Below are 22,904 nucleotides of genomic sequence, written 5' to 3'. Positions count from 1 at the left end.
GGATGCGGCTCATCAGATGGGCGATGGGGTAGTCAATTAGCGGTAGGCTGAGGGCCACGCCCCGTTCTCCTAGCTACCCAGAGGATTGCTGTTCTCATCAGAACAACGAGGCTCGCAGCCAGTTCTGACTTGGCCGGGTGTAACGGAACGGTGCGGGGAAATGGATACAGCCGCAAATCATCGCGCGGCGCTCGAACGAGATCGGAGACGTGTTATCTGGCTGCGGTAAACGCGCGGCTCGCGGAGTTACGATCTGCCGGTTCCGGCACTAGTGAACGATAGAACCAACAATTAACTGTGGCTGGGGCGCCTGGATTCGAACCAGGGATGACGGTACCAAAAACCGTTGCCTTACCGCTTGGCGACGCCCCACCATGATGGCGGCGATGGTGCCGCTCAGGGAATGCGAGTTGCTCTAGCAAAGCTTCATTCGCCGAGCAATCACAGAGCGGTCGTTTTTTGTTAAATCTCATACTTTCATTCGGCTCTGGAAATTTACTCCGGGGCGTGCGCCGCCGCTCCGCGCCTCCGAGCGCCGGTTCACCTTTCGCAAAGCCGGCGCTCACCGCGAAAAGGTTGATAGGTGCAGTCGGAGGCCCGGAAAGATCGGTAGCTGCGGGAGCAGGCGGTGATGTTGCAGGAGGGCGCGGTCCCCGGCTCGCCTGTCGCCAGCCCCTTGTCCAGATCGAAATCAGGAGCGGGCTCGGCCATCGCCGCGCGGATGAAGTCCCGCCAGATCCGAGCCGGAAGCGAGCCGCCGGTCACGCCTTTCATCGGCATGTCGTCGTCATTCCCGACCCAGACGCCGACAACCAGCGGCTCGGTGAAACCGACAAACCAGGCATCGCGATTGTTCTGGCTGGTGCCTGTCTTGCCGGCGGCGAACGTGCCGGGATCCGCGTCGCGGCCCGTGCCGCGTTCGACGACGAGCTGCAGCAGGCCAAGGAGGTCGGACTGGTAGGGCGACAGATCGATCGAAGGCGCTGTCTTTTTGCCCACCCTGAAGGCCTGCGATTGGCCCGCCGCCTGGAAATCGACAATCCCCCAAGGTTCGACCGGTGCTTTCCCGAGACGAACCGACGCATAAGCGCTGGTGAGATCGAGCAGATTGGTCTCCGAAGTGCCGAGCGCGAGGGATGGCGTCGGCGCGAGCGGCGTATCGATGCCGAGTTCCTTGGCGGCCGCGATGACGTTGTCGAGCCCGACTTCCTGCGCCAGGGCGACGGTTGCGGCATTCAACGACCGGGCGAAAGATTCCGCCAATGTCACCCAGCCGCGGTAGCCGCCGCCGGAATTTTCAGGCGACCAGCCGTCGATCTCGATCGGGGCGTCGAGGACGCGGTCGGAAAGGGTCAGTCCCTTTTTCAAGGCCGCGTAATAGACGAACAGCTTGAAGGTGGAGCCCGGTTGCCGCATCGCCGTAACGGCGCGGTTGAACTGGCTCGTCTTGTAGTCGTGCCCGCCGACCATGGCGACGACCGCGCCTTCGGGTGTCATCGCCACCAGCGCCGCCTGACTTGCGCCGAGCGTCTTTCCGTCCTCGTCCAGAGCCTGTGCAACAACCCTTTCGGCAATGCGCTGCAGGCGGGGCACGAGCGTCGTGCGGACTGTCGTCGATCCCGGCGAGGTGCCGGCGATCTCGCTTGCCTGCGGCGATATCCAATCGGCAAACCAGCTTCCCGAGCGGGGTGTCGGTGTTGTCGGCCGAAGTTTGCCGAACTTCGCCTTGGCGGCCGCGGCTTCGTCGGGCGTCAGCTTGCCATTGGCGACCATTGCGGTGAGCACCGTCGCGGTTCGCTGACGGGCGCCTTCGAAATTGGCGATGGGGTTCAGCTGGCTCGGCGCCTTCAGGAGGCCGGCGAGCATGGCAGATTCGGAGACGTCGAGGTCTCCGATGTCCTTGTTGAAGTAGATCCGCGCGGCGGCCGGCATTCCGGTAGCACCGGAGCCGAGGTAAGCTGCGTTCAGATACCGGGTCAGGATTTCCCGCTTGCCGAGCTTCCATTCGAGCCAGAACGCAATGACCACCTCCTGGATCTTCCGCTTCAGCGTTCGGTCGCTTTCCAGATACTGCACCTTGATCAGTTGCTGGGTGATCGTGCTTCCGCCCTGGGCGACCGAGCCCGCCTGGAAATTCCGGACCAGCGCACGGCCGATACCCTTCGGATCGATACCGTAGTGGCTCATGAACCGCCTGTCCTCGATCGACAGGACAGCCTCGATGAGGGACGGCGAAAACTGGTCGTAAGCGGCATACGGCCCCTGATAGGGACCCTGCCGGACAAGCGGCGCACCATCCGCCGTTTCCAAAACGATGACCGGCTTCAGCGTGCCGGCGGCAATCTCCCGCCATGGCACGTCCTTCAATGCCCATGTCAGGACGCCCGCCAGGACAAGGACGCAGGCGAATGATGCGAGTGCCGCAACCGTTATCCACGACCACCGCCTGGAGGGCCGGTCCTGCGGTGAAGAGCGCCGCCGATGCCACCAGGCTTTTATTTGGAAAAGGGCTTTGCTGCGGAAGGCTGAAAAGCGCTCCGCCGTTCCGGATGTCGGATTTGGTTCTTGCTCTTTCGGCCCCGCGTATTTCTCCCGAAGAGCGGCAGCGGCGTTGCTTATCCAGAGGGAGCCCGATTGCCACGACGTTCCGAGATCATGGCGGAGCGCGGCCAGCAATTCACGGATGGCCCGTCCGCTTTGCCCGAAAGCCGGAGCGGAGTTGTCCTTCTTTTCCGGCGCACCTTCCGGTACGGCCTCTCTGTCAGTCACGCGCGCAGGCTCGCTGGGGGCATGTTCATCCGGGTTCTTGGAGCTGTCCTCAGGGCTGGTCATTCACTGCGTGGCGGTTGGATTTTGAATAAGGGAACTAGTGCATCTTAGCGCAAAAGGAAGATGCTGTGGCGCCTGTCGGTGATCACAAGCAGCGACGCTCTACTTCCAATGAGGTAAGTCAGGTCAAATAGATAGGCGGCGGAAGCCGTGCCACACTCCGATCTGCAAGGTTTGGCCTGCAGGCGGAGGAAACGCATGAAAAAACGGGTGAAAAGCGATCCGAACTGGCCGGAGCCGGTGGTCGTAGCGGTCGGGCGGCGGTCTCCGGAGATTATTCGAACGCCCGCAGAGGCCTTGATCTATCTCACCAACAAATGGCCGGCGGCGCGCAACGAGCGCTACAGAGCGGCGACCGAGGTCTGTTCCGCGGCGCTGCGCAGGCAGATAGACGCGGCGGCTGCACGTGAGACGTTTCTATCTGCCGCACTCGAGGCGGGAATGCTCCAATAAGCCGGCTGGGCGTGAACGGCATGAAATCCGGTGCGCCCACGTCGCAGGGTTACCCGTTCGGGATCGAGTTGCGCATCGTGGCTTTCCGCGAGACTTCGCGCCGGAGCAGCATGCCGAAGAGGTCGCGCGGCTCGTCGGGGTCTGCAAGGAGGTCGAGATTTTCGTAAAGCCCGGTGCCGGCGAGTTTGTCGCGGATATAACGAAGCGCCGAAAAATCCTCGGTCGCAAAACCGACACTGTCGAACAACGTCACCTGCGCGCTGCTCGTCCTGCCTGTCGTTAGACCGGAAATCACCTGCCAGAGTTCGGTGACAGGATAATCCGCCGGCATTTGCTGGATTTCGCCTTCGACACGGGTCTGTGGCGGATATTCGACGAAGATGTCCGAGCGCAGCAGGATGTCCTTGTGAAGCTCGGTCTTGCCGGGGCAATCGCCTCCGACGGCATTGATGTGGACACCCGGCCCGACCATGTTGTCGGTGAGGATGGTGGCGTTCTGCTTGTCTGCCGTCGCGGTGGTGATCACATGGGCGCCCTCGACGGCCTCCTGGGAGGACTGGCATCGGATGATCTCGAAGCCCATCCCGGAAAGATTCTTGGCGCATCGTTCGGTGGCATGTGGGTCGATATCGTAGAGCCGCAGTTTCTTGATGCCGACCAGTGCCTTGAAGGCGATCGCCTGGAACTCGCTCTGCGCGCCATTGCCGATGATCGCCATGCAATCGGCGCCTTCCGGCACCAGATATTTGGCCGCCACGGCCGAGGTCGCCGCGGTACGCAGTGCCGTCAGGATGGTCATTTCGGAAATGAGGAGCGGGTAGCCACTGTCGACATCGGAGAGCACCCCGAAGGCCGTCACGGTCTGGCGGCCGGTGCGGGTGTTCTTGGGGTGACCGTTGACGTATTTGAAGCCATAGAGCGTGCCGTCGCTGGTCGGCATCAGTTCGATCACGCCTTCCTGCGAGTGGGAGGCGATACGCGGCACCTTGTCGAACGCCTCCCAACGGCGGAAATCCGCCTCGATATAGGCCGAAAGCTCCGTGAGGAAATTTTCCACGCCGACGTTCAGGACGAGATCCATCATGTTCTCGACGCTGATGAACGGCACGATGTTCAGGTTGGGCAAAGCTGGCATGGTCGGCTCCTTAGAAGGGATCATATCCTTTTCAGGCAACGCACGCCATGCACGCCAAAGCAGCTCCCGTCGCTCACCCCCTGTCGTTCACCCCTTGTCGTTCATCGCTTCACGGAGCGCATCGTTGATGCGATCCGGCCAGCCGGGGCCATCCTCCTGAAAATAGGCGAGCACGTCGCTGTCGAGCTTCAGGGACACAAGTTCCTTGACCCTCGGCGGCGCGCGCCGCTCGACCGCGGGAGCGGGGGTGGCCTTCTTGGCCGGCGCAAACAGAGCCTCTGCGGCCTCGAGCGGGTTGACGGGCCGGCGCGGGGGACGTGTCATGATCATCTCCGTAGAAAGGGAAGGGGTCCGTCGCAGTTGTTTCTGCCTGCAGACGCGGCTCCCGCCTCGAACTATCAGCAAGCATGGCGAAATAGCAATCGCCGGGCAGGGGCGACCCCACCAGTGCTCGATCCCGAGGCCGGCCGAGACCTTGACGATCGAACCGGGTGGCGTCTATCTCGCTCCGAAAGCTCATTCCCGTCATCCGAAGACATCGGGGGAGGACACGCTTCATATCCTGATCCTCTTCTATCATCGTTCAAAACCAGTACAGGCTTGTCATGATCCAGGACTTCTCTTCCATCATCCAGCGTTTCGGTGTCGGCAGCCGTGGAAGTTCGGCTGTCGTGCACCAAGGCACCGGCTATTTCGCGGTGACGCCCCAGTCACCCTATGACGGGGATCTGAGTGTTGCGGAGCAGACCCGGCAGTTGTTGGCCAAGGCCGAGGCGCGGCTTGCCGAAATCGGCAGCGCCAAGCAGGGCCTGATCTTCTGTGCCATCATGCTTGCCGACATGGACGGTTATGCCGAAATGAACGAGGTCTGGGACGCCTGGGTTTCGGGCATGGCCCCGCCCGCCCGGGCCTGTTTCGAGGCGCGGCTTGCCAATCCCGCCCTCAAGGTCGAGATGATCATGGTGTGCGCTGCGGCATCGGCCGAGGCTTAGTCTCAGGATCGATGCACATTATGCATGGGTGACCTGAGGTATTGTTGCTTTTCCAGGCAGTTTCGGGCGCCTATATCATCGTCATCGAACGACGCCGGAGCCAAGAACGGATGCTGACGTCAGACAGTCTCAGGAAAGGGACCCGATCATGAACGTAGCACGCTCTTTCAACAACTGGCGCAAGTATCGCCAGACCGTCTCCGAACTCGGCCGCATGACCAGCCGCGAACTGCAGGACCTCGGCATCGACCGCGCCGACATCCGTAACGTCGCCCGCGCAGCCAGCGCTCGCTGACCTCAATATCTCTGCCGGAATTTGCATGACGCCCGCCATTGCCGCGGGCGTTTTTGCGTCGAGCACCTGCTCTGGTCCGGACCTCCTTCGAGCTCCGTGTTCCGGTATGCGTTTTTCGTATAGCTGCACTGCAACATAATGGGTATCAATCGAGCCGGACGGGTGTATAGTCATACTTATCGAAGCAATGCACCTCCTCCCGCAGAGCTTCGTGTTATCAGACGGCCCACTCCTCCTCCCAGGGACGTCTGTAGGAACGGCGGCACTCCTCCTCCCAGCCGCTGTTCGGTTCTTTTCGGAAAGCCTGCCGCACCTCCTCCCGCGGCAGGCTTTTTCGTTTTGGGGCTGAGGGTTTTCCGAAATTCAAGTTGCGCGCCTTCGGTCGTGTCCGCCCGATGCGGTATCCGGCGATCTCGATTCGCGCCTAGCGGCGCCTTCGAGTGGGAGGAAGCCGCGTGCGGACCCTCATGGCGAGACCGAATCCCCTTTGGCGGCCAGAATCATAGCCGTCACCGAACCGCCAGAAGAGATGGCTCGTGTGCTGGCGCGGTCGTTTCAGTGTGCCCTTTTTTCTCCTCGCGCTCGGTATTTTCTTCATCGCGAAGCCAATGTCCGGCGGGCGAGCTCGATGGAGAGGAAGATCGTAACGATCGGTTAAAACCAGGCTCTTTGCGAGGTCTCCGTTTACTATTTGTTAACCATGTCAGCGCTAGAAATCAGTCAACGATTTCTTTACGCAGATGACCAAAATGCTAACAGACGCTCGCTCTATCCGCATCAAGGGCCGCTCTTTTCTGGCGGTTGTTCTTGCCCCTGATCTTCCCTTCGACGACTGGCTCATCCGGCTGGATGACCTTGCGGCACGTTCCGCGGGTTTCTTTCTGGGCCGGCCTGTCGTGCTCGACGTGACCGATCTGCCCATCGACCGCGCCCAGCTGAAGGATCTCATCACCGAACTGGCCGGACGCAACGTCAATATAATGGGCATCGAGGGCGGTCGCCCCTCGATCCTCGGTCCCGGCATGCCTCCGGCACTTAAAGGTGGCCGGCCGGTCTCCGACGAGGCCGTCGCCAAGGAGCCGATCATCGAACTGCGCAACGGCGAGCCGAAGCCGGTCACGCCGGAGGTTCGGTCCGCGTTGCAGTCGATCGTCATCCGTGAGCCGGTCCGTTCCGGCCAGTCTGTCATCTTTCCGGAAGGCGACGTGACGATCATCGGCTCGGTCGCTTCGGGGGCAGAAATCATCGCCGGCGGATCGGTGCATATCTACGGGACCCTGCGTGGCCGGGCCATGGCAGGATCGCTTGGAAACGCCTCGGCGCGCATCTTCTGCCGCAAGCTCGAAGCCGAGCTGGTGGCAATCGACGGCATCTACAAGATGGCGGAAGACATGGCCCCGGGCCTTCGCGGACAGTCAGTCCAGCTTTGGCTCGAAGGGGATTCGATCATTGCAGAGAAACTTATTTGAGCCGAAGCCGGCCAGCAAACAGGAGAGCAAGATGGGGAAAGTCATCGTAGTCACTTCAGGCAAGGGCGGGGTTGGCAAGACGACCTCGACTGCCGCATTGGGAGCGGCTCTGGCGCAGCGAAACGAACGGGTTGTCGTCGTCGATTTTGACGTCGGGTTGCGCAACCTCGACCTGGTGATGGGCGCCGAGCGCCGGGTCGTTTACGACCTGATCAACGTCATTCAGGGCGAAGCCAAGCTCACGCAGGCGCTGATCCGCGACAAGCGGCTGGAGACGCTGTACCTGCTGCCGGCATCGCAGACGCGCGACAAGGACAATCTGACACCCGAGGGCGTGGAGCGGGTCATTACCGAGCTGAAGCGGGTCTTCGACTGGGTCATCTGCGACAGTCCGGCCGGGATCGAAAGCGGCGCCACGCTCGCCATGCGCCACGCCGACATGGCGGTGGTGGTCACCAACCCGGAAGTCTCGTCGGTTCGCGACTCGGACCGCATCATCGGCCTCCTCGACTCGAAGACGATGAAGGCCGAGCGCGGCGAGCGCATGGAAAAGCACCTGCTTCTGACGCGCTACGACGCCAACCGTGCGGAACGGGGCGACATGCTGAAGGTCGAGGACGTGCTGGAGATCCTCTCCATCCCGCTCATCGGCATCATCCCGGAAAGCATGGATGTCCTGCGCGCATCGAACATCGGCGCGCCGGTCACCCTGGCGGACGCACGCAGCGCACCGGCCATGGCCTATTTCGATGCCGCACGCCGGCTTGCAGGAGAAGTTCTGCCGATCACGATCCCCGGGGAAAAGCGGGGGATATTCGGCAAGATCTTCGCACGGAGGGCCGCATGACTATATTCAACCTTTTCCGCAAACAGCGCTCCGCACCCACGGCCCGCGAACGCCTGCAGGTGCTTCTCGCCCACGAACGCTCGTCGACCGGCTCAGACCTCGTATCCTTGCTTCGCGAGGAGATTCTTGCGGTGATCGCCAAGCATGTGCAGGTCGATAGCGACAAGGTGCAGGTCAAGATGGATCGTGACGAGAACGTCACGATCCTCGAGATCGACGTCGAGATCCCTTTGAATGCCGTCAGCCAGGCCGCTTGAGGCGATAGGCTGTCACAAGCTCGGTTCGAAACGCGGATAACCCAGTTGTCCGCGTTTCTCTTGCCTGACGAAGGCAGCGTGCCTGGCACGTCGCTTGCTTCGTAAAACGGTTGCCCCTGCAAAAGGAAACGGCCGTGTACGCGAACATAAATCCCTCCATCGACGTCAGGTTGCTGCGCACCACCTATCTGCTGCTCAGGGAGCGCAATGTCTCCAAAGTCGCGGTGCTGCTCGGACACAGCCAGCCGGCGGTCAGCGCCTGCCTCAAGAAGGCGCGGGAAATCTTCTCCGATCCGCTTCTGGTGCGCAGCGGCCAGAAACTGGTGCTCACCGAGCGCGGTGAAGAGGTGATGACCTCGATCGCGGCAATGCTCGAAGGCCTGCTGGACACGCTGAACCGCAGCAGCCAGTTCGATCCTGGCATGGTCCACAGCCGGATGCGGATCGCCGCGGTCAATTGTTTCGGCGCCTTCCTCATCCCGCCGATCGCCACCAGCATCCGGCGTGAAGCGCCCGGCATATCGGTCGATTTTTTTGCGCCCTCCGAGCAGAGCGATCTCATCGAGGATCTGGGGTCCGGCCGGGTGGACATGGTGATCGGCAACTGGCCGGCGCCGCAGCAGAGCCTGAAGTCGAGCACACTCCTGCATTGCGAAATTGCTTGCGTGGTGCAGAAGTCGAGCCCCATGGCGAAGCGCGGTCGCCTTCTTCTCGACGACTATCTCGATGCTGACCACGTCTCGCCAACGCCGGGTTCGAATGCGGTCTACAGCCCGATCGACGGCCGGCTGGCGCAGCTCGGGATGCGGCGGCGCATCGCCATGTCTGTTCCCGAATACGCGCTGATCCCGGCAATTCTTGCCGAAACCGACCTGATCTTCACGACGGCGCGACCCTATGCCGAATATATCGTCGCGAATGCTCCGGCCAACCATCTGCAGCTCGTCGAGGCACCGCGGGAATTCGACCAGATGAACCTCTACCTTCTATGGCACGAACGGGCCCATAACAGCGGCGCCAACCGGTGGCTGCGCAATGTCATCCGCACCGTCGCGCGGCGCTTCGACCAGACGCTTCATCCTGTTCCGTCCGAAATGCCGCTGCGGGCGGTGTCCTAAGACCGATCGACTATAAGCAAACGGATATACCCGCTATCGACGGTCGTGGCATTCACCCGCGGACAAAATTTGCCCATGCTGCAGGCAGGATTTACATCTGCCAAAGAAATGAGCAGGCAGATTTAGCGCCGGGGAATTTCGAATGCTGATGCACACCCTTCTCGTGGATGGCGCCAATCGCGATCCCGACCATGCCTGTTTCCACTGGGTCGATCGCGACAGGAGCCTGACCTATGCCGGGGCTGTCAAAGCGATGGAGCGCGCTGCGGGCGCGTTGCATAGTCTCGGGGTCAGGCCCGGCGACCGGGTGACGATCTTTGCCCACAATGGCATGGACTATCTGACGACGATGCTGGGCTGCTGGCGGCTCGGGGCGATTTCAGCTCTCGTAAACGTCAAATTCGCCGACGAACTTGCCTATTATTTCGGCGATCACCAGCCGACTGCGGTCGTTTATACCCATGACAAGCATGAACAGGTGAGCGCCGCAACCGCTGGCGTGCCGACGATCCGGGCATTGATCTGCATGGATGGGCCGCAACCGGGCGCTCACTCTCTGCCGGAGTTGATGGCAGCTGCCCTGCCGGTGCCTGCCGATCCGGGCAACGAAGATGCGATTGCCCATCTTTCCTATACGTCCGGGACCACCGGCAAACCGAAGGGCGCCTGCCTCAAGCATGAGCCGACGGTGAGGGCGACCCGCTGCATCGCCGAACGGCTGCAGATCACGGCGGACGACGTTTCGTTCGGCCCAAGCGCCTTGTCGAGCTCTTATCAACTGGTCGGAAATCTTCTGCCGCAGCTGTCGCGCGGCGCGGCGATCAACGTGATGGGCCGTTGGACGCAGGAGGCCGGGTTCGATGCGCTGGAAACTCGCGGCGCGACCATGCTGATCGCCAACCCTCCGATATTGACCGATCTCCTCAACGAGGCCGCCATCCGCGGCCATGCGCCGGTGAAGCTGCGGATGAGCATGTCGGGCGGCGGGCCGGTTCCACCGGTCCTCAAGGTCGGCTGGCTGGAAAAGCTGAAGCTGCCGCTGGTCGAAAGCTATGGTCAGTCGGAGCTGGGCGGTTTCGTGGCGCTCGGTTTCCCGAAGCTCGATAGCGCCGACATCGAGACCCGTCGTGCAGGCATGCCGCTGCCGGACAAGGAAGTCCGCATCCTCAATTCCGACGGTTCCGAACTTCCCTGTGGTTCGGTCGGCGAGATCGCGCTTCGCGGCGGTTTCATGTGGGGTTACTGGGGCAAGCCCGAAAAGACCGCCGAGACGTTGCGTGACGGCTGGCTGTGGACCGGGGATATCGGCACGGTCGACCGGCACGGCTTTGTCACCATGATGGGACGTCGCTCCGAGCTTCTCGAGGTCGGCGGCAAGACCTGGTATCCGCGCGATGTGGAAGAGGCGCTATCGACGGTCGCCGGCATCGAGCAGGCGGCAGTGGTGGGCGTCCCGGATCCGACCATGAAGACGCGGCCGGTCGCCTTCGTGCAGGCCGCCGCACCGGTCGACGGCGAGGCCGCCAAGGCGCAGATCGCAGCGACGCTTCCCTACGACCTCTCCGTCATGACGGTGATCTCGCTCGCAGAGCTGCCCATGACCCCCACCGGCAAGATCGCCAAGGCGGAGCTGGCGGCACGCGCCGCCGCTGCCTGACACTGAAACGGAGGATATGTCGATGAAGCTGAAATCGCATTGGTGGTGGGATCATACCGCAAAGGACTTCTCCGAGTTCGAGATGGAGAAGTTTGTGGCCATCCTGCCGATCGCCGCCGTCGAGCAGCACGGGCCACACCTTCCGGTCCGCGTCGATGCCGCGATCAATGCCGGCATCGTCGCCCGCACAGTCGAACTGATGGAAGACGACCTGCCGGTTCTGATGCTGCCGATGATGCCTGTCGGCAAGTCGGTCGAGCATACCGCCTATCCGGGGACGCTGACTTTCAACTACGACACGCTGGCCAAGATGTGGTTCGAGCTCGGCGAGAGCGTCAATCGCGCCGGCTGCCGCAAGATCATCTTCGTCAATTCGCATGGCGGCCAGCCGCAGGTGATGGACATCGTCTGCCGCGAGCTGCGCATCAAGCTCGACATGTTCGCCGTCAGCGCCTGGGCGAGCGCCGGCGCCGATTTCTCCGACCTGTTCAGCGCCCACGAGATGAAGCACGGCATCCACGGCGGCGAAGCGGAGACCAGCGTCATGCTGCATCTGCATCGCGAGCTGATCGACATGCAGTACGCCGAGGACTTCGTGCCGGTCTCCGTGGAGCTCGAAGCGGCTGGCGGGTTGCTGATGCCGGAAGGCCGGATCGGTTACGGCTGGCAGACCCAGGACGTGCAGCCGTCCGGCGCCTGCGGCAATGCGGCCGCCGGCGATGCCGAACGCGGCCGGCTCTATGTTGAGCGCAGTGCCGCCAACCTCCTGAAGCTGATCAGGGAAGTGCTGGATTTCCCGCTCGACCGGATCACCTCCAAAACCATGTACAAGGGGTGATGGTTTGACGACCCCACGCGCACCATACGGCGTTGCAGGCCCCGAAAGGGGCGAGCTCCTGCTCGATGACGGCGTCGTGCTGGTGTCGGATATCTATCGTCCTCTGGGGGAGGGCAGGTTCCCGGTGCTGCTGATGCGCCAGCCCTATGGACGTGCCATCGCCTCGACATTGGTACTCGCGCACCCCTCCTGGTACGCCGCGCATGGTTATATCGTGGTCATCCAGGATGTGCGCGGCTGCGGCGATTCCGGTGGTGTCTTCGAGGCCTTCGTCAGCGAGATCGAGGATGGCGCGCGCACTCTGGAATGGGCGGCCGCATTGCCTGGAAGCAACGGCAAGCTCGGCCTCTACGGCTTCAGTTACCAGGCGGTGACACAATATTTCGCCATCGCCGGCAAAGGAAGTGTGCGGCCGGATGCGATTGCGCCTGCGATGGGCTCCTGGATGCCACGCGACGACTGGGCCTATGAGGGCAATGCCTTCCGGCTCGGCCTCAATGCCGGCTGGGCGGCGCAGATGGCTCGGCTGACCGCGGCCCGGCGGGAGGATGCCGCAACCTTTTCTGCCCTCGACGGAGCGGCAGATGATGCGGCCCTTCGCGACCTGCTCGTCTCCCGGTCCGACATATCGCATCTCGCTAAATGGGTGGCGGACGAGAGCGACTATTGGGACGCGGTCTCGCCCGGCGTGCTGCTGGCCGATGATCCGCTGGACATCCCGGTTCTTCATACCGGCGGCTGGACCGATTTCCTGCTTCAGGGCACCTGGGCTGCCGACGCGGCCTTTCGAAGGAAACATCCGGAGAGTTCACATCTGGTGATCGGTCCTTGGGCGCATGCGCCTTGGAACCGGGCCTGCGGTGCCACCGACATGGGGCAGGCGGCGGAATTCTCGGTCGATCGCGCCCAACTGGCCTTCTTCGATTTCTATCTCAAGGGGCTCGGCGAACGACCGCAGCCGGTGCGGCTGTTCGACATGGGTCGGCGCCGCTGGCTCCACCTCACTGATTGGCCCGAGGCATCGGACGCAGACTTCTTTCTCTCTTCGTCGGGGCTCGGCGCGGCGATGATCAGCGACGGCCGCCTTTCGATAGAGAGCGGCGCTGAGGCCCGCGATACGTTCGTCCACGATCCCACGCGCCCGACGGCGCTTGTCGGCGGTCATCTCGGGACGCCGGCCGGTTTTGCCGATCGCAGCGGCCACGACAACCGCGCCGACGTTGCCGTCTACACAAGCGCGCCCTTCGACGCGGCGAAGTCCTATGTCGGGGAAGCCTTTGCCGAGATTGAGGTCGAGCCGCAGTCCCAAGGTTTCGATCTCTGCGCGACGCTGTCGCTCGTCGCCCCGTCTGGAGAGGCGGGGGTGCTCAGTACCGCTTATGCTCGCCTCAACGGCGGCCGGCGTGTTTTGGCACGCATCAGCCTTCGCCCGATCTGCATCACCGTCCTGGAGGGTTTCGCGTTGCGGCTTTCGCTGCAGGGCGCCGGCGCGCCGGTCTTCGAAGTTCATCCCGGCGACGGGCCTTTCGCGTCCGTGCCCGAAATGGCGCGGCGACCGATCACCATTTCCATCTGCCATGGCGGGACGACTCGTTCCCGCCTGATTATGCCCGAGGCTCTCGACCATGTCGCATAAGCACTACCTGACGCTCGACAACATCACGGCCACCTACGGCGATTCCGTCGCCGTCAGCGGCCTCACGATCGAGGTCGCCAGGGGCGAGCTTCTGTCGCTGCTCGGGCCGTCCGGCTGCGGCAAGACGACGACGCTCCGGATGATCGCCGGCTTCGTGCAGCCGTCGGAAGGCCGCGTCGTCCTCAACGGCGAGGACATCAGCAAGCGGCCCGTCCATACCCGCAACATCGGCGTCGTCTTCCAGTCCTACGCGTTGTTTCCCCATCTGACGGCGCTCGACAATGTCGGTTTTGGGTTGCGCATGCGCCATGTCGGCAAGGCCGACTGCCGCGCCCGTGCCGCCGCCGCACTCGATACGGTCGGTCTCGGCGCCTACTACGACCGGTATCCCGGCCAGCTTTCCGGCGGCCAGCAGCAGCGCGTTGCACTTGCCCGCGCGCTGGTGATCGAGCCGGACGTGCTCCTCCTCGACGAGCCGCTGTCCAATCTCGACGCTCATCTTCGTGCCGACATGCGCACCGAAATCCGCACGCTGCAGCAGCGGCTCGGCATTACCACCGTGTTCGTCACCCACGACCAGCAGGAAGCGCTCGCCATGTCGGATCGCGTCGCGGTGATGAACAAGGGGCTGCTGGCCGAAATCGGCACGCCGGTCGGGCTCTGCGACCGGCCGCATTCGCCGTTCACCGCCTCCTTCCTCGGCGCCCGCACGGTGATCGAGGGGAGAACCGAGAACGGCCTGTTCACGGCGCCGGGGCTGACATGCGAGGGCGCACCTTCCGGCGCCACCCGCCTCGTTCTGCGTGCGTCGCGGCTGAGGCTCTCGGACGGGCCGGGGCCGCTCAGTGTCTCCGGCACGCTCGTCAATGCAGCCTTCCTCGGCGACACCTACGAAGCCGATATCCAATCCGCATGCGGCACGATCCGCCTGATCGTGCCTTCGGATATGCCGCCTCCGCCCCTCGGGACGCCGTGCAGCATCCAGACCCAGCCGGGTGGCGCCACATTCATCTGACCGAAAAAGGGGAACCAAGACATGAACGTCTCGCGTCGTACATTCAACAAGCTCATCGCCGGTGCCGGTCTCGCCGCACCGTTCCACATCATCCGTCCCGCATCCGCGCAGGAGCCCAAGAAGGGCGACGAACTGGTCGTCGGCATCTGGGGCGGCGCGCAGGAAAAGATCGTCAGGGAACATGTCGAGAAGCCGCTCGTCGAGAAATACGGCTGCAAGATCAGCTACGTTCTCGGCGGTACCGGCGACCGCCGTGCCCGCGCCTATGCCGAGCGCGGCCGCCCGAGCTTCGACGTCCTCTACCTCAATATCTTCGAAAGCCGCCAGGCCGTGAAGGACGGCGTGACCCAGGCGCCGACGCCTGCCGTCAAGAACTTCGAGGCGCTCTATCCGAGCGCGCGAAAGGGTGGTTACGGCGTTGCCTTCAACCCCTGCACGATCGTCTACGACAAGACCAAGGCGTCGAAGCCGATCACCTCCTGGAAGGACATGTGGAACCCGGAATGGAAGGGCCGCATCGCCTGGCCGGATGGTCTGGGTGCCGAAGGCATTTCCGCGCTGATGATGGCCGCCCGCGTCTGGGGCGGAGACGAGAAGAACGCCGACATCGGCTTCGAAAAGGTCAAGGAACTGAAGCCCTTCGCGGCGATCCAGGGCAGCCAGGCCCAGCTCTTCGAGATGTTCGACCAGAAGCTCGCCGATCTTTCGGTCGAATTCGGCAGCTTCACCCAGTCCTATGTCGAAACGCGCAATCCCAATATAGCGATCGCCAAGCCGGTCGAGGGGCAGGCGCTTTCGATGAACGTCGCTTGCATCACCGAAGGCACGAAGAATCAGAAGCTCGCCGAGGAATGGATCAACCTGCACCTCTCCGAACCCTGCATGCTCGCCTACGCGCGCCAGATCTACTACTCGCCGACCGTCAGCAACATCACGGTCCCGGACGACATCAAGTCGAAGCTCGTGCTCGGCGATGCCGATGTCGCCAAGCTCGTCGATTTCGATTGGGACGTGATCAATGCCAGCCGCGCCAAATGGCAGGCAAAATACGATCGGGAGATCGCAGGATGAACCGTTGGATCGGGCCGGCGCTTGCAGCGCCGGTCACCCTTTGGCTGCTTCTATCCTTCGCGGCGCCGATGTTCGTGGTACTCGTGCTATCACTGCACGAGTATCCCGATCCTTTCGGCCCGCTGTTCATAACGCCGTCGATCGCGCAGTTCCGGGATATCGTCTCGGACAGCTTCTACTTCGGCGTTGTCTCCGAAACCATCCTGCTCGGCCTCGGCGTGACCGTGATCACCGCGCTTCTCGGTTATCCGCTCGCTCACTGGCTGGCGCGGATGCCGGTAAAATACCGCGCGGCCGCGTTCGCCGTCATCCTCATTCCGCTGCTGACCAATGTCGTGGTGCGCTCGCTCGGCATCATCCTCCTGCTGGCACCCGAAGGGCTGATCAATTCGGTCACCGGGCTGGTCGGCATTCCGCCGGCCCGGTACATGCTGTTCACGCACGGTGCGGTCGCGGTCGCACTGGCGCAGGTCTTCCTGCCCTTCATGGTGCTGGCGCTCTACGACAATCTGCAGAATACCTCGCCGCGCGTGCATGAAGCGGCCCAGAGCCTCGGGGCCTCTCCTGCGGTTCGGTTCCTCACCGTCGACCTGCCGCTTTCGCTGCCCGGCCTGCGCTCCGGCACTGTGATCGTTTTCCTGATGGCGACCACGGCCTACGTTTCCGCGTCGCTGCTCGGCGGAAAGAAGGTCTGGACGACGGGCATGCTGGTGCTGCAGGAAGCGATCAAGAACCTCAATGCGCCGCTTGCCGCAGCACTCGCAATCATCATGACCGTCACCGGTCTCGCCTTCGCGGCGCTCTGCGCCTATTCGCTCAACCGCCTGATGCCGTGGCTGAAGGGCAAGCCCAGCAATCCGTGGAGCATTCCGCGCTGGCTGGTGCCGATCATCAACATTTTCGGGCCGATCGTCTCGAAGCTGCTGCTCGCCACCTCGCTGCTGCTCCTGTTGCTGCCGTTGGTGCTCGTGTGCATCCAGAGTTTCAACGACGTGCCGCAGGCGACCGCCTCCGGCTTCCGCGGCTTCACGTTGAAATGGTACGAGGCGGTGTTTTTCGCCGGGACCTATGCGGATGCCTTCTGGGTGTCGGTGCGGCTTGCCGTCACCTCGATGCTGGTGGCGCTTTCGCTTTCGCTGCCGGCGGCCTTCGCGCTCGCCCGTTATCCGTTCAAGGGCCGGTCCGCGCTCCTGGCATTCTGGCTGCTGCCGATGTCGCTGCCGCATGTGGCGATCGGGGTCGGAATGCTGCGGCTGCTGCAGATCTACCTGATCATCCCGCCCTTCCTCGGTCTCGTGGCGATCCACGTGATCGTCATCCTGCCGTTTGCGATCACGCTTCTGACCACCTCGGTCATGGGGCTCGACCGGGCGCAGGAGGAGGCGGCGGCGAGCCTCGGGGCAAGCCCGGTGCGGCGGTTTTTCCTGATCATCATGCCGGGTCTGGCGCCGGGGCTGTTTGCGGCTGGCATCGTCGGCTTCCTGCTGAGCTTCGGCGAGGTGACGGTGACGAGCTTTCTCACCACGGCTCGCCTGACGACCCTGCCGGTCCGTATCTACGCAGAATCGACCTTCAGCCTGGAGCCGACCGCGCACGCCATCTCGGCCGTCCTGATCCTCTTCACCGTCATCGCGCTGGCTTTGCTGGGCAGGGTGGTTCGCCTCGACCGTCTCTACGCGCGGTGAGTTGGAAACGATAGCCGGCGGACCGTCCGGTCCGCTTGACAGACATAGCGAAAACCGACAGTTATCGTGTTCTTCCGAGGGGGGCATCTTGACGATGCTGAGATGGCGGTGAGCCGGACCCTTGAACCTGATCCGGGTCATGCCGGCGTAGGAACGGAAATAAGCGTCATTCGACGATACTTTCTCTTCTCCGCTTCACCTGGATCTCCGTGATTGACTGATCTGGAGATCGACCGATGACATCCATTCTTCGCGTTTTCCCGAAAGGGCATCCGGTCCCGGCGTGCAGGTTCGGCGCGTAGCATCATGCGCGCGTCCCATGCGGTCATCGGCCTCGTCCTGCTTGTCGCCCTCTGGCAAGCGGGCGTCTGGCTGTTTGCTCCGCCCCGCTATATTCTGCCGTCTCCGATTGCCGTCGCTTCCGCCTTCGGGCGGCAGCCGGGTTTCCTGCTGCAGAACAGCCTCGTCACGCTGACGGAAATCGCGCTGGGCCTCGCGATCGGCGCAGGCCTCGGCATCGCCACGGCCTTCGGCGTCGCCGCGTTGCCGCGGCTTGGTCGTCTCGTCTGGCCGATGGTGCTGATCCTGCAGGCCTTTCCCGTCTTCGTGCTGGCGCCGATCCTGGTTCTCTGGCTGGGTTTCGGCCTCGCCTCGAAAGTGGCGATGACGACGATCATCATCTTCTTTCCGGTTGCGTCGGCCTTTGCCGACGGTCTTCGCCGCACCGATCAGGAAATCCTTGACGCCGTCTCGCTGGAGGGCGCGAACCACTGGCAGACGCTGGTGTCGATGCGCGTGCCGCTGGCGGTCCCGAGCCTCGTCTCCGGTCTTCGGGTCGCTGCACCATTGGCGCCGCTCGGGGCGGTCGTCGGCGAGTGGGTCGGCGCGTCCGGCGGGCTCGGCTTTGTGATGGTCCAGGCCAATGCCCGCATGCAGACCGACACGGTGTTTGCAGCGATGACAATACTGGCAATTCTTACCCTCATCTTGCGGCTTCTCATCGACCGGTTGACCGCCGGGCTCGCCCCGTGGGCCAGCGAAGCCGACCCTTCATCTTCATCCGCATCAGGGAGTTCCGTCCGATCATGATCCGTATCCTCACCGCGTCCTTCATCGCGCTGGCCAGCCTTGCCACCCCGATTTCTGCGCAGGCGGCCGACAAACTCAGCGTGCTGCTCGAATGGTTCGTCAATCCGGACCACGCGCCGATGGTCGTCGCCAAGCAGCGCGGGCTGTTTGCTGATGCCAATCTCGATGTCGAACTCATCCCACCGTCCGACGCCTCCGCTGTGCCGAGGTTGGTTTCAGCCGGCCAGGCGGATATCGGCATCCATTACCAGCCAAACCTCTATCTGGATCATCAGGCAGGCCTGCCGCTGGTGCGGTTCGGCACGCTGGTCGAGACGCCCTTGAACACCGTCACGGTTCTGGCGGACGGCCCGATCAAGAGCCTCAAGGACCTGAAGGGCAAGAAGGTCGGCTTTTCCGTCACCGGCTTCGAGGATGCGATGCTGAAGCGCATGCTGGCGTCGGAAGGGCTTTCCAATGACGACGTGGAACTGATCAACGTCAATTTCTCCCTGTCTCCGTCGCTGATCGGCGGCAAGGTGGACGCGACGCTCGGCGGGTTCCGCAATTTCGAACTGACCCAGATGAAGCTGGAAGGCCATGCGGGTCGTGCGTTTTTTCCGGAAGAGCACGGTGTTCCGGCCTATGACGAGCTGATCTTCGTCACCCGCACCGCGCTTGCTGCCGACAGCCGGTTGCCGCGCTTCCTGCATGCGGTCGAACAGGCCTCGATCTTCATCACCAACCATCCGCAGGAAGCCTGGCAGCTGTTCGTCAAGGCCTATCCCAACCTCGACGACGAACTGAACCGCACCGCGTTCTTCGACACGCTGCCGCGCTTTGCCAAGCGTCCGGCCGCACTCGACCAGGGCCGTTACCAGCGCTTCGCCTCCTTCATGCAGGAAATGGGACTGATCAAGACCGTGCCTCCGGTCTCCGGCGTTGCTGTCGAAATCAGGTAGGCCAAGCTGCTGATATTGTTTGATTTGAACGCCGGGGTTCGCGTAACGTGATTTCCATGCCAGATGGCATCGCACGTTACGTACCCCGGAGTTTGCTTGACCATCGGACTTGCCCATGCGGAACTGATCGCGGTTCTGTCCGCCGTCACCGGCGACGAGCCGCGCGTGATGACGGTTCGCTCGGGAGATGCGCTGCCGTCCGGCCCCTTCGAACTTGGGCACAGGAGCCTGCAGGCAGGGCTTCGCGAGTGGGTCGGGGACCAGACGGGCCATCCGCTCGGTTATCTCGAACAGCTCTATACCTTCGCCGACCGCGACCGGACCCATGAGGATGCCGAGGGGCGGACGATCTCGATCAGCTATCTCGGCCTGGTCCGCGAGCAGGCCGCGCCCGGTGCCGGAAAACCCGGCTGGCACGGCTGGTACGAATATTTCCCCTGGGAAGATCATCGCGGAGGGAGGCCGGAGATACAGGCGGCCATCACCGACCGCCTGCAGGATTGGGTCGCTTCGGAAACGGCGCGGCGCGAACACCGCCGGCGCCGTGTCGATTTTGCCTTCGGCCTCGACGGCGCCGCATGGAACGAGGATCTCGGCCTGCAGCGTTACGAACTGATGTACGAGGCAGGGCTGGTGGCGGAGGCCGGTTGTCCGCCGGCCAAAAGCTTCGGCCGGTCAATGTTTGCCGATCACCGCCGTATCCTGGCCACCGGGATCGCGCGGCTGCGCGCCAAGATCAAGTACCGCCCGGTGGTGTTCGAACTGATGCCAGAGAGCTTTACGCTGTCGCAATTGCAGCGCACCGTCGAGGCGCTGGCTGGCTTGACGCTGCACAAGCCGAATTTCCGCCGGCTGATCGACCAGCAGGAGCTGATCGAGGAAACAGGCGAGGCGACCAGCGAGACCGGCGGCCGGCCCGCCAAGCTCTTCCGCTACCGTCATGCGGTCCTTGAAGAGCGTGCGCTGTCCGGTTCGAAACTTCCGCTTTCACGCAATTGACATAAACTCGAATCGAGAATATCTCTTTGCGCCGGATATACTCACTTCGAGTATAAAAGGAGCTGTTCATGAATTCTCCGGTTTCGGTTTCTTCGCTTTACGATCGTGTCAGCCGCGTCATCCCCAAGGCCGAATGGATGAGCTACGAGGCGGATGTCGCGGCGATCCTCGAACTCAAGCGTACCCGCAACGCCGTCATCCTCGCTCACAACTATCAGACGCCGGAAATCTTCCATGGCGTTGCGGATATCGTCGGCGACAGCCTGGCGCTTGCTCGCAAGGCGATCGACGTGGATGCGGATGTCATCGTGCTCGCGGGCGTGCACTTCATGGCGGAGACGGCAAAGCTCTTGAACCCCGGAAAGACAGTGCTGATCCCGGACATGGCGGCGGGCTGTTCGCTGGCGGATTCGATCACCCCGGAAGACATCGCGCTGCTGCGGCAGGCGCATCCGGGCGTGCCGATCATCACCTACGTGAACACCTCTGCGGCGGTGAAGGCGGCGTCCGATATCTGCTGCACCTCCGGCAATGCCAAGCAGGTGGTGGAATCGCTCGGCGTTCCGAAAGTGCTGATGATCCCGGACGAATACCTGGCGCAGAACGTGGCGCGGGAAACCAATGTCGAGATCATCGCCTGGCATGGCCATTGCGAAGTGCACGAGCTGTTCAATGCGCAGGATGTCCGCGATCTTCGCGAGGCACATCCGGGCGTCGTGGTGCTGGCGCATCCGGAATGCCCGCCGGAGGTGGTGGCCGAAGCCGATTTTGCGGGATCGACTGCCGTCATGTCGGACTATGTCGGCCAGAAAAAGCCGGCTCGTGTCGTGCTCCTGACCGAGTGCTCGATGAGCGACAATGTCGCCGTGCATCATCCGGATGTGGAATTCGTGCGGCCCTGCAATCTCTGCCCGCATATGAAGCGCATCACGCTCGCCAACATCCGGAAGGCGCTGGAAGAGAACCAGCATGAGGTGACGGTCGATCCGTCGATCGCGGTTGCCGCCCGCCGCGCGGTCGAGAGGATGCTCGCCATATGATCGAGATCCTCGACCATCTCGCCGGCCGCATCGCGATCGTCGGCAGCGGTCTGGCTGGGCTTGTGACGGCGCTGACCTTGGCGCCGCAGCCCGTCGTCCTGATCACCCGCGCCGCCTTGGGTGCGGAAACGTCGAGCGCCTGGGCGCAGGGCGGCATAGCCGCCAGCCTCGGCACCGACGACAGCGCGGACCTGCATCTGGCGGATACGCTCGCAGCCGGCGATGGACTTTGTGATCCGGCAGTCGCCGCTTCGATCCTGAACGAAGCCCCGAACGCCATCGCCATCCTGGAAAAATTCGGCGTTCGTTTCGACCGGGCCGCTGACGGTTCGCTTTCGCTTGGCCTCGAAGCCGCCCATTCGCGCCGCCGCATCGTGCATGTGGCGGGCGACGGATCGGGTGCCGCGATCGTCCGGGCTCTGGTCGAAGCCGTTTCCAGGACACCGTCGATCACGGTGCTTGATGCTGTCGAGGTTCGTCGGCTTCTGACGGATGGCGACGCGGTGTCCGGCCTGCTTTGCGCGGCGGCCGCCGGCGCGGTTATCTTGCCAACTGCGCGGGTGGTTCTGGCGACCGGCGGTCTCGGCGGGCTGTATGACGCGACCACCAATCCGACCGGCAATTTCGGGCAGGGCGTGATGCTTGCCGCGAGAGCGGGTGCAATGCTCGCAGATATGGAATTCGTGCAGTTCCACCCGACGGCGCTCGATTCCCAGCGCCGGCCGCTGGCGCTGGTGAGCGAGGCGGTGCGTGGCGAGGGTGCGGTGCTCGTCAACGAAAGGGGCGAGCGGTTTCTCGCTCGCGAACCGGGTGCCGAACTGGCGCCGCGGGATATCGTGGCACGCGCCATCAGCGCCGAGATCGCACGGGGCGGGCGCGTCTTCCTCGATGCCCGGCCGGCGCTTGGAAGAGGGTTCTCCAGGCGGTTTCCGGCGATTGACGCGCTTTGCCGGGAGGCGAGTGTCGATCCCAATTCCGACCTCATTCCGGTCCGTCCCGCCGTTCACTACCACATGGGCGGTGTGGCGACGGACGGAAACGGCCGCAGTTCCGTGCCCGGTCTCTGGGTAGTCGGCGAGGCAGCCTCGACCGGTCTCCACGGTGCCAACCGGCTGGCCAGCAACTCGCTTCTGGAAGCGGCCGTGATGGGCATGCGGGCCGCGCGGGACCTCTCGGCGACTTCGGCCGGAACGATTCATCAGATCGCCGATGCCGAATTGCCGGTGCCGGCGGATATTTCCGCCGTACGGCCGATCGTATCGCGGCATCTCGGCGTCCTCAGGAACGCCGGCGCCATCCATGGTGCGATCGCCGGTCTGTTGCCGCTTGTCGAGAGCGAAGGATCGACCGCCGATCCGGCGATCGTCGCGCTGCTGATCGCCGTCTTCGCGTCGCTGCGAAAGGAATCCCGCGGCGCGCATGCCCGCACCGATTTCCCGTTGAAGCTTGGCTATGCGGAACGGCGGCAGATGTGCCTTGCCGATGCGCTGGAAATCGCCCGCGCGACCGCTTCCCATCCCCTTGCCCGGAGTGCCTGA

General features: G+C 63.2%; 21 protein-coding genes, 1 tRNA gene and 1 riboswitch. Of the genes, 18 read left to right on the top strand and 4 right to left on the bottom strand.

Going from position 1 to position 22,904, the window contains the following annotated elements:
- Positions 1-298: 298 nt before the first annotated feature.
- A tRNA-Gln gene (locus ACSQ3G_RS11780) sits at positions 299-372 on the bottom strand.
- 168 nt (positions 373-540) lie between these two features.
- Positions 541-2,832 (bottom strand): PBP1A family penicillin-binding protein, encoded by a 2,292-nt coding sequence (locus tag ACSQ3G_RS11775; RefSeq protein ID WP_436110165.1) that lies wholly within the window; start codon positions 2,830-2,832, stop codon positions 541-543.
- 195 nt (positions 2,833-3,027) lie between these two features.
- Between ACSQ3G_RS11775 and ACSQ3G_RS11770 the strand changes: the two genes are divergently transcribed.
- Positions 3,028-3,282: a DUF982 domain-containing protein gene (locus ACSQ3G_RS11770; RefSeq protein WP_052753938.1), complete on the top strand. Its 255-nt coding sequence runs from the start codon at positions 3,028-3,030 to the stop codon at positions 3,280-3,282.
- Positions 3,283-3,331: 49 nt separating this feature from the next.
- On the opposite strand, the gene ocd is transcribed toward ACSQ3G_RS11770, so the two are convergent.
- Positions 3,332-4,417 carry an ornithine cyclodeaminase gene (gene ocd, locus ACSQ3G_RS11765; protein WP_436110164.1) on the bottom strand — a complete coding sequence of 362 codons (1,086 nt, stop codon included), beginning with the start codon at positions 4,415-4,417 and terminating at the stop codon, positions 3,332-3,334.
- An 87-nt stretch (positions 4,418-4,504) separates the two neighbouring features.
- Positions 4,505-4,741 carry a BrnA antitoxin family protein gene (locus tag ACSQ3G_RS11760; RefSeq protein WP_436110163.1) on the bottom strand — a complete coding sequence of 79 codons (237 nt, stop codon included), beginning with the start codon at positions 4,739-4,741 and terminating at the stop codon, positions 4,505-4,507.
- A gap of 281 nt (positions 4,742-5,022) precedes the next feature.
- On the opposite strand from ACSQ3G_RS11760, the gene ACSQ3G_RS11755 reads away from it, so the two are divergent.
- The 17 genes from ACSQ3G_RS11755 to ACSQ3G_RS11675 all read left to right on the top strand — a co-directional run bounded on the left by ACSQ3G_RS11755 (position 5,023) and on the right by ACSQ3G_RS11675 (position 22,904).
- Complete coding sequence (locus ACSQ3G_RS11755) at positions 5,023-5,409, top strand: RidA family protein (protein ID WP_105438464.1); 387 nt, start codon at positions 5,023-5,025, stop codon at positions 5,407-5,409.
- A gap of 148 nt (positions 5,410-5,557) precedes the next feature.
- Positions 5,558-5,704, top strand: a complete 147-nt coding sequence (locus tag ACSQ3G_RS11750) for a DUF1127 domain-containing protein (protein WP_080951260.1) — start codon at positions 5,558-5,560, stop codon at positions 5,702-5,704.
- Between the two features lie 740 nt (positions 5,705-6,444).
- Positions 6,445-7,173, top strand: coding sequence for a septum site-determining protein MinC (minC, locus tag ACSQ3G_RS11745; RefSeq protein ID WP_105424135.1), 729 nt, complete (start codon positions 6,445-6,447; stop codon positions 7,171-7,173).
- Positions 7,174-7,204: 31 nt separating this feature from the next.
- Positions 7,205-8,020 carry a septum site-determining protein MinD gene (gene minD / locus ACSQ3G_RS11740; RefSeq protein WP_046603948.1) on the top strand — a complete coding sequence of 272 codons (816 nt, stop codon included), beginning with the start codon at positions 7,205-7,207 and terminating at the stop codon, positions 8,018-8,020.
- Positions 8,017-8,277 carry a cell division topological specificity factor MinE gene (minE, locus tag ACSQ3G_RS11735; RefSeq protein ID WP_436110162.1) on the top strand — a complete coding sequence of 87 codons (261 nt, stop codon included), beginning with the start codon at positions 8,017-8,019 and terminating at the stop codon, positions 8,275-8,277. The genes minD and minE overlap by 4 nt, the downstream gene beginning before the upstream one ends.
- Positions 8,278-8,411: 134 nt before the next feature.
- Positions 8,412-9,395 (top strand): LysR family transcriptional regulator, encoded by a 984-nt coding sequence (locus tag ACSQ3G_RS11730; RefSeq protein ID WP_436110161.1) that lies wholly within the window; start codon positions 8,412-8,414, stop codon positions 9,393-9,395.
- 142 nt (positions 9,396-9,537) lie between these two features.
- Entirely contained in the window at positions 9,538-11,052 is a 1,515-nt protein-coding gene (locus ACSQ3G_RS11725) for a class I adenylate-forming enzyme family protein (protein WP_436110160.1), read from the top strand.
- Positions 11,053-11,074: 22 nt separating this feature from the next.
- A complete protein-coding gene (locus ACSQ3G_RS11720) occupies positions 11,075-11,890 on the top strand; it encodes a creatininase family protein (RefSeq protein ID WP_436110159.1) in 816 nt (271 codons plus the stop codon).
- Positions 11,891-11,894: 4 nt separating this feature from the next.
- Positions 11,895-13,526 (top strand): CocE/NonD family hydrolase, encoded by a 1,632-nt coding sequence (locus ACSQ3G_RS11715; RefSeq protein WP_436110158.1) that lies wholly within the window; start codon positions 11,895-11,897, stop codon positions 13,524-13,526.
- Positions 13,516-14,541 carry an ABC transporter ATP-binding protein gene (locus ACSQ3G_RS11710; protein WP_436110157.1) on the top strand — a complete coding sequence of 342 codons (1,026 nt, stop codon included), beginning with the start codon at positions 13,516-13,518 and terminating at the stop codon, positions 14,539-14,541. Before ACSQ3G_RS11715 ends, ACSQ3G_RS11710 begins: the two co-directional genes overlap by 11 nt.
- A gap of 21 nt (positions 14,542-14,562) precedes the next feature.
- Positions 14,563-15,612, top strand: coding sequence for an ABC transporter substrate-binding protein (locus ACSQ3G_RS11705; RefSeq protein ID WP_436110156.1), 1,050 nt, complete (start codon positions 14,563-14,565; stop codon positions 15,610-15,612).
- Positions 15,609-17,297 carry an ABC transporter permease subunit gene (locus tag ACSQ3G_RS11700; protein ID WP_436110155.1) on the top strand — a complete coding sequence of 563 codons (1,689 nt, stop codon included), beginning with the start codon at positions 15,609-15,611 and terminating at the stop codon, positions 17,295-17,297. The genes ACSQ3G_RS11705 and ACSQ3G_RS11700 overlap by 4 nt, the downstream gene beginning before the upstream one ends.
- A 67-nt stretch (positions 17,298-17,364) precedes the next feature.
- Positions 17,365-17,468: riboswitch (TPP riboswitch) on the top strand.
- 135 nt (positions 17,469-17,603) lie between these two features.
- Positions 17,604-18,386 carry an ABC transporter permease gene (locus tag ACSQ3G_RS11695; protein WP_436110154.1) on the top strand — a complete coding sequence of 261 codons (783 nt, stop codon included), beginning with the start codon at positions 17,604-17,606 and terminating at the stop codon, positions 18,384-18,386.
- Complete coding sequence (locus ACSQ3G_RS11690; RefSeq protein ID WP_436110153.1) at positions 18,383-19,327, top strand: ABC transporter substrate-binding protein; 945 nt, start codon at positions 18,383-18,385, stop codon at positions 19,325-19,327. The genes ACSQ3G_RS11695 and ACSQ3G_RS11690 overlap by 4 nt, the downstream gene beginning before the upstream one ends.
- Positions 19,328-19,423: 96 nt before the next feature.
- Positions 19,424-20,326: an NUDIX hydrolase gene (locus tag ACSQ3G_RS11685; RefSeq protein ID WP_436110152.1), complete on the top strand. Its 903-nt coding sequence runs from the start codon at positions 19,424-19,426 to the stop codon at positions 20,324-20,326.
- Between the two features lie 68 nt (positions 20,327-20,394).
- Positions 20,395-21,366 (top strand): quinolinate synthase NadA, encoded by a 972-nt coding sequence (gene nadA, locus ACSQ3G_RS11680; RefSeq protein WP_046639068.1) that lies wholly within the window; start codon positions 20,395-20,397, stop codon positions 21,364-21,366.
- A complete protein-coding gene (locus ACSQ3G_RS11675) occupies positions 21,363-22,904 on the top strand; it encodes an L-aspartate oxidase (protein WP_436110151.1) in 1,542 nt (513 codons plus the stop codon). The genes nadA and ACSQ3G_RS11675 overlap by 4 nt, the downstream gene beginning before the upstream one ends.

Source organism: Neorhizobium tomejilense, from assembly GCF_964254135.1.
GTDB lineage: Bacteria > Pseudomonadota > Alphaproteobacteria > Rhizobiales > Rhizobiaceae > Neorhizobium > Neorhizobium tomejilense.
This window is presented reverse-complemented; position numbering and strand designations above follow the sequence as displayed.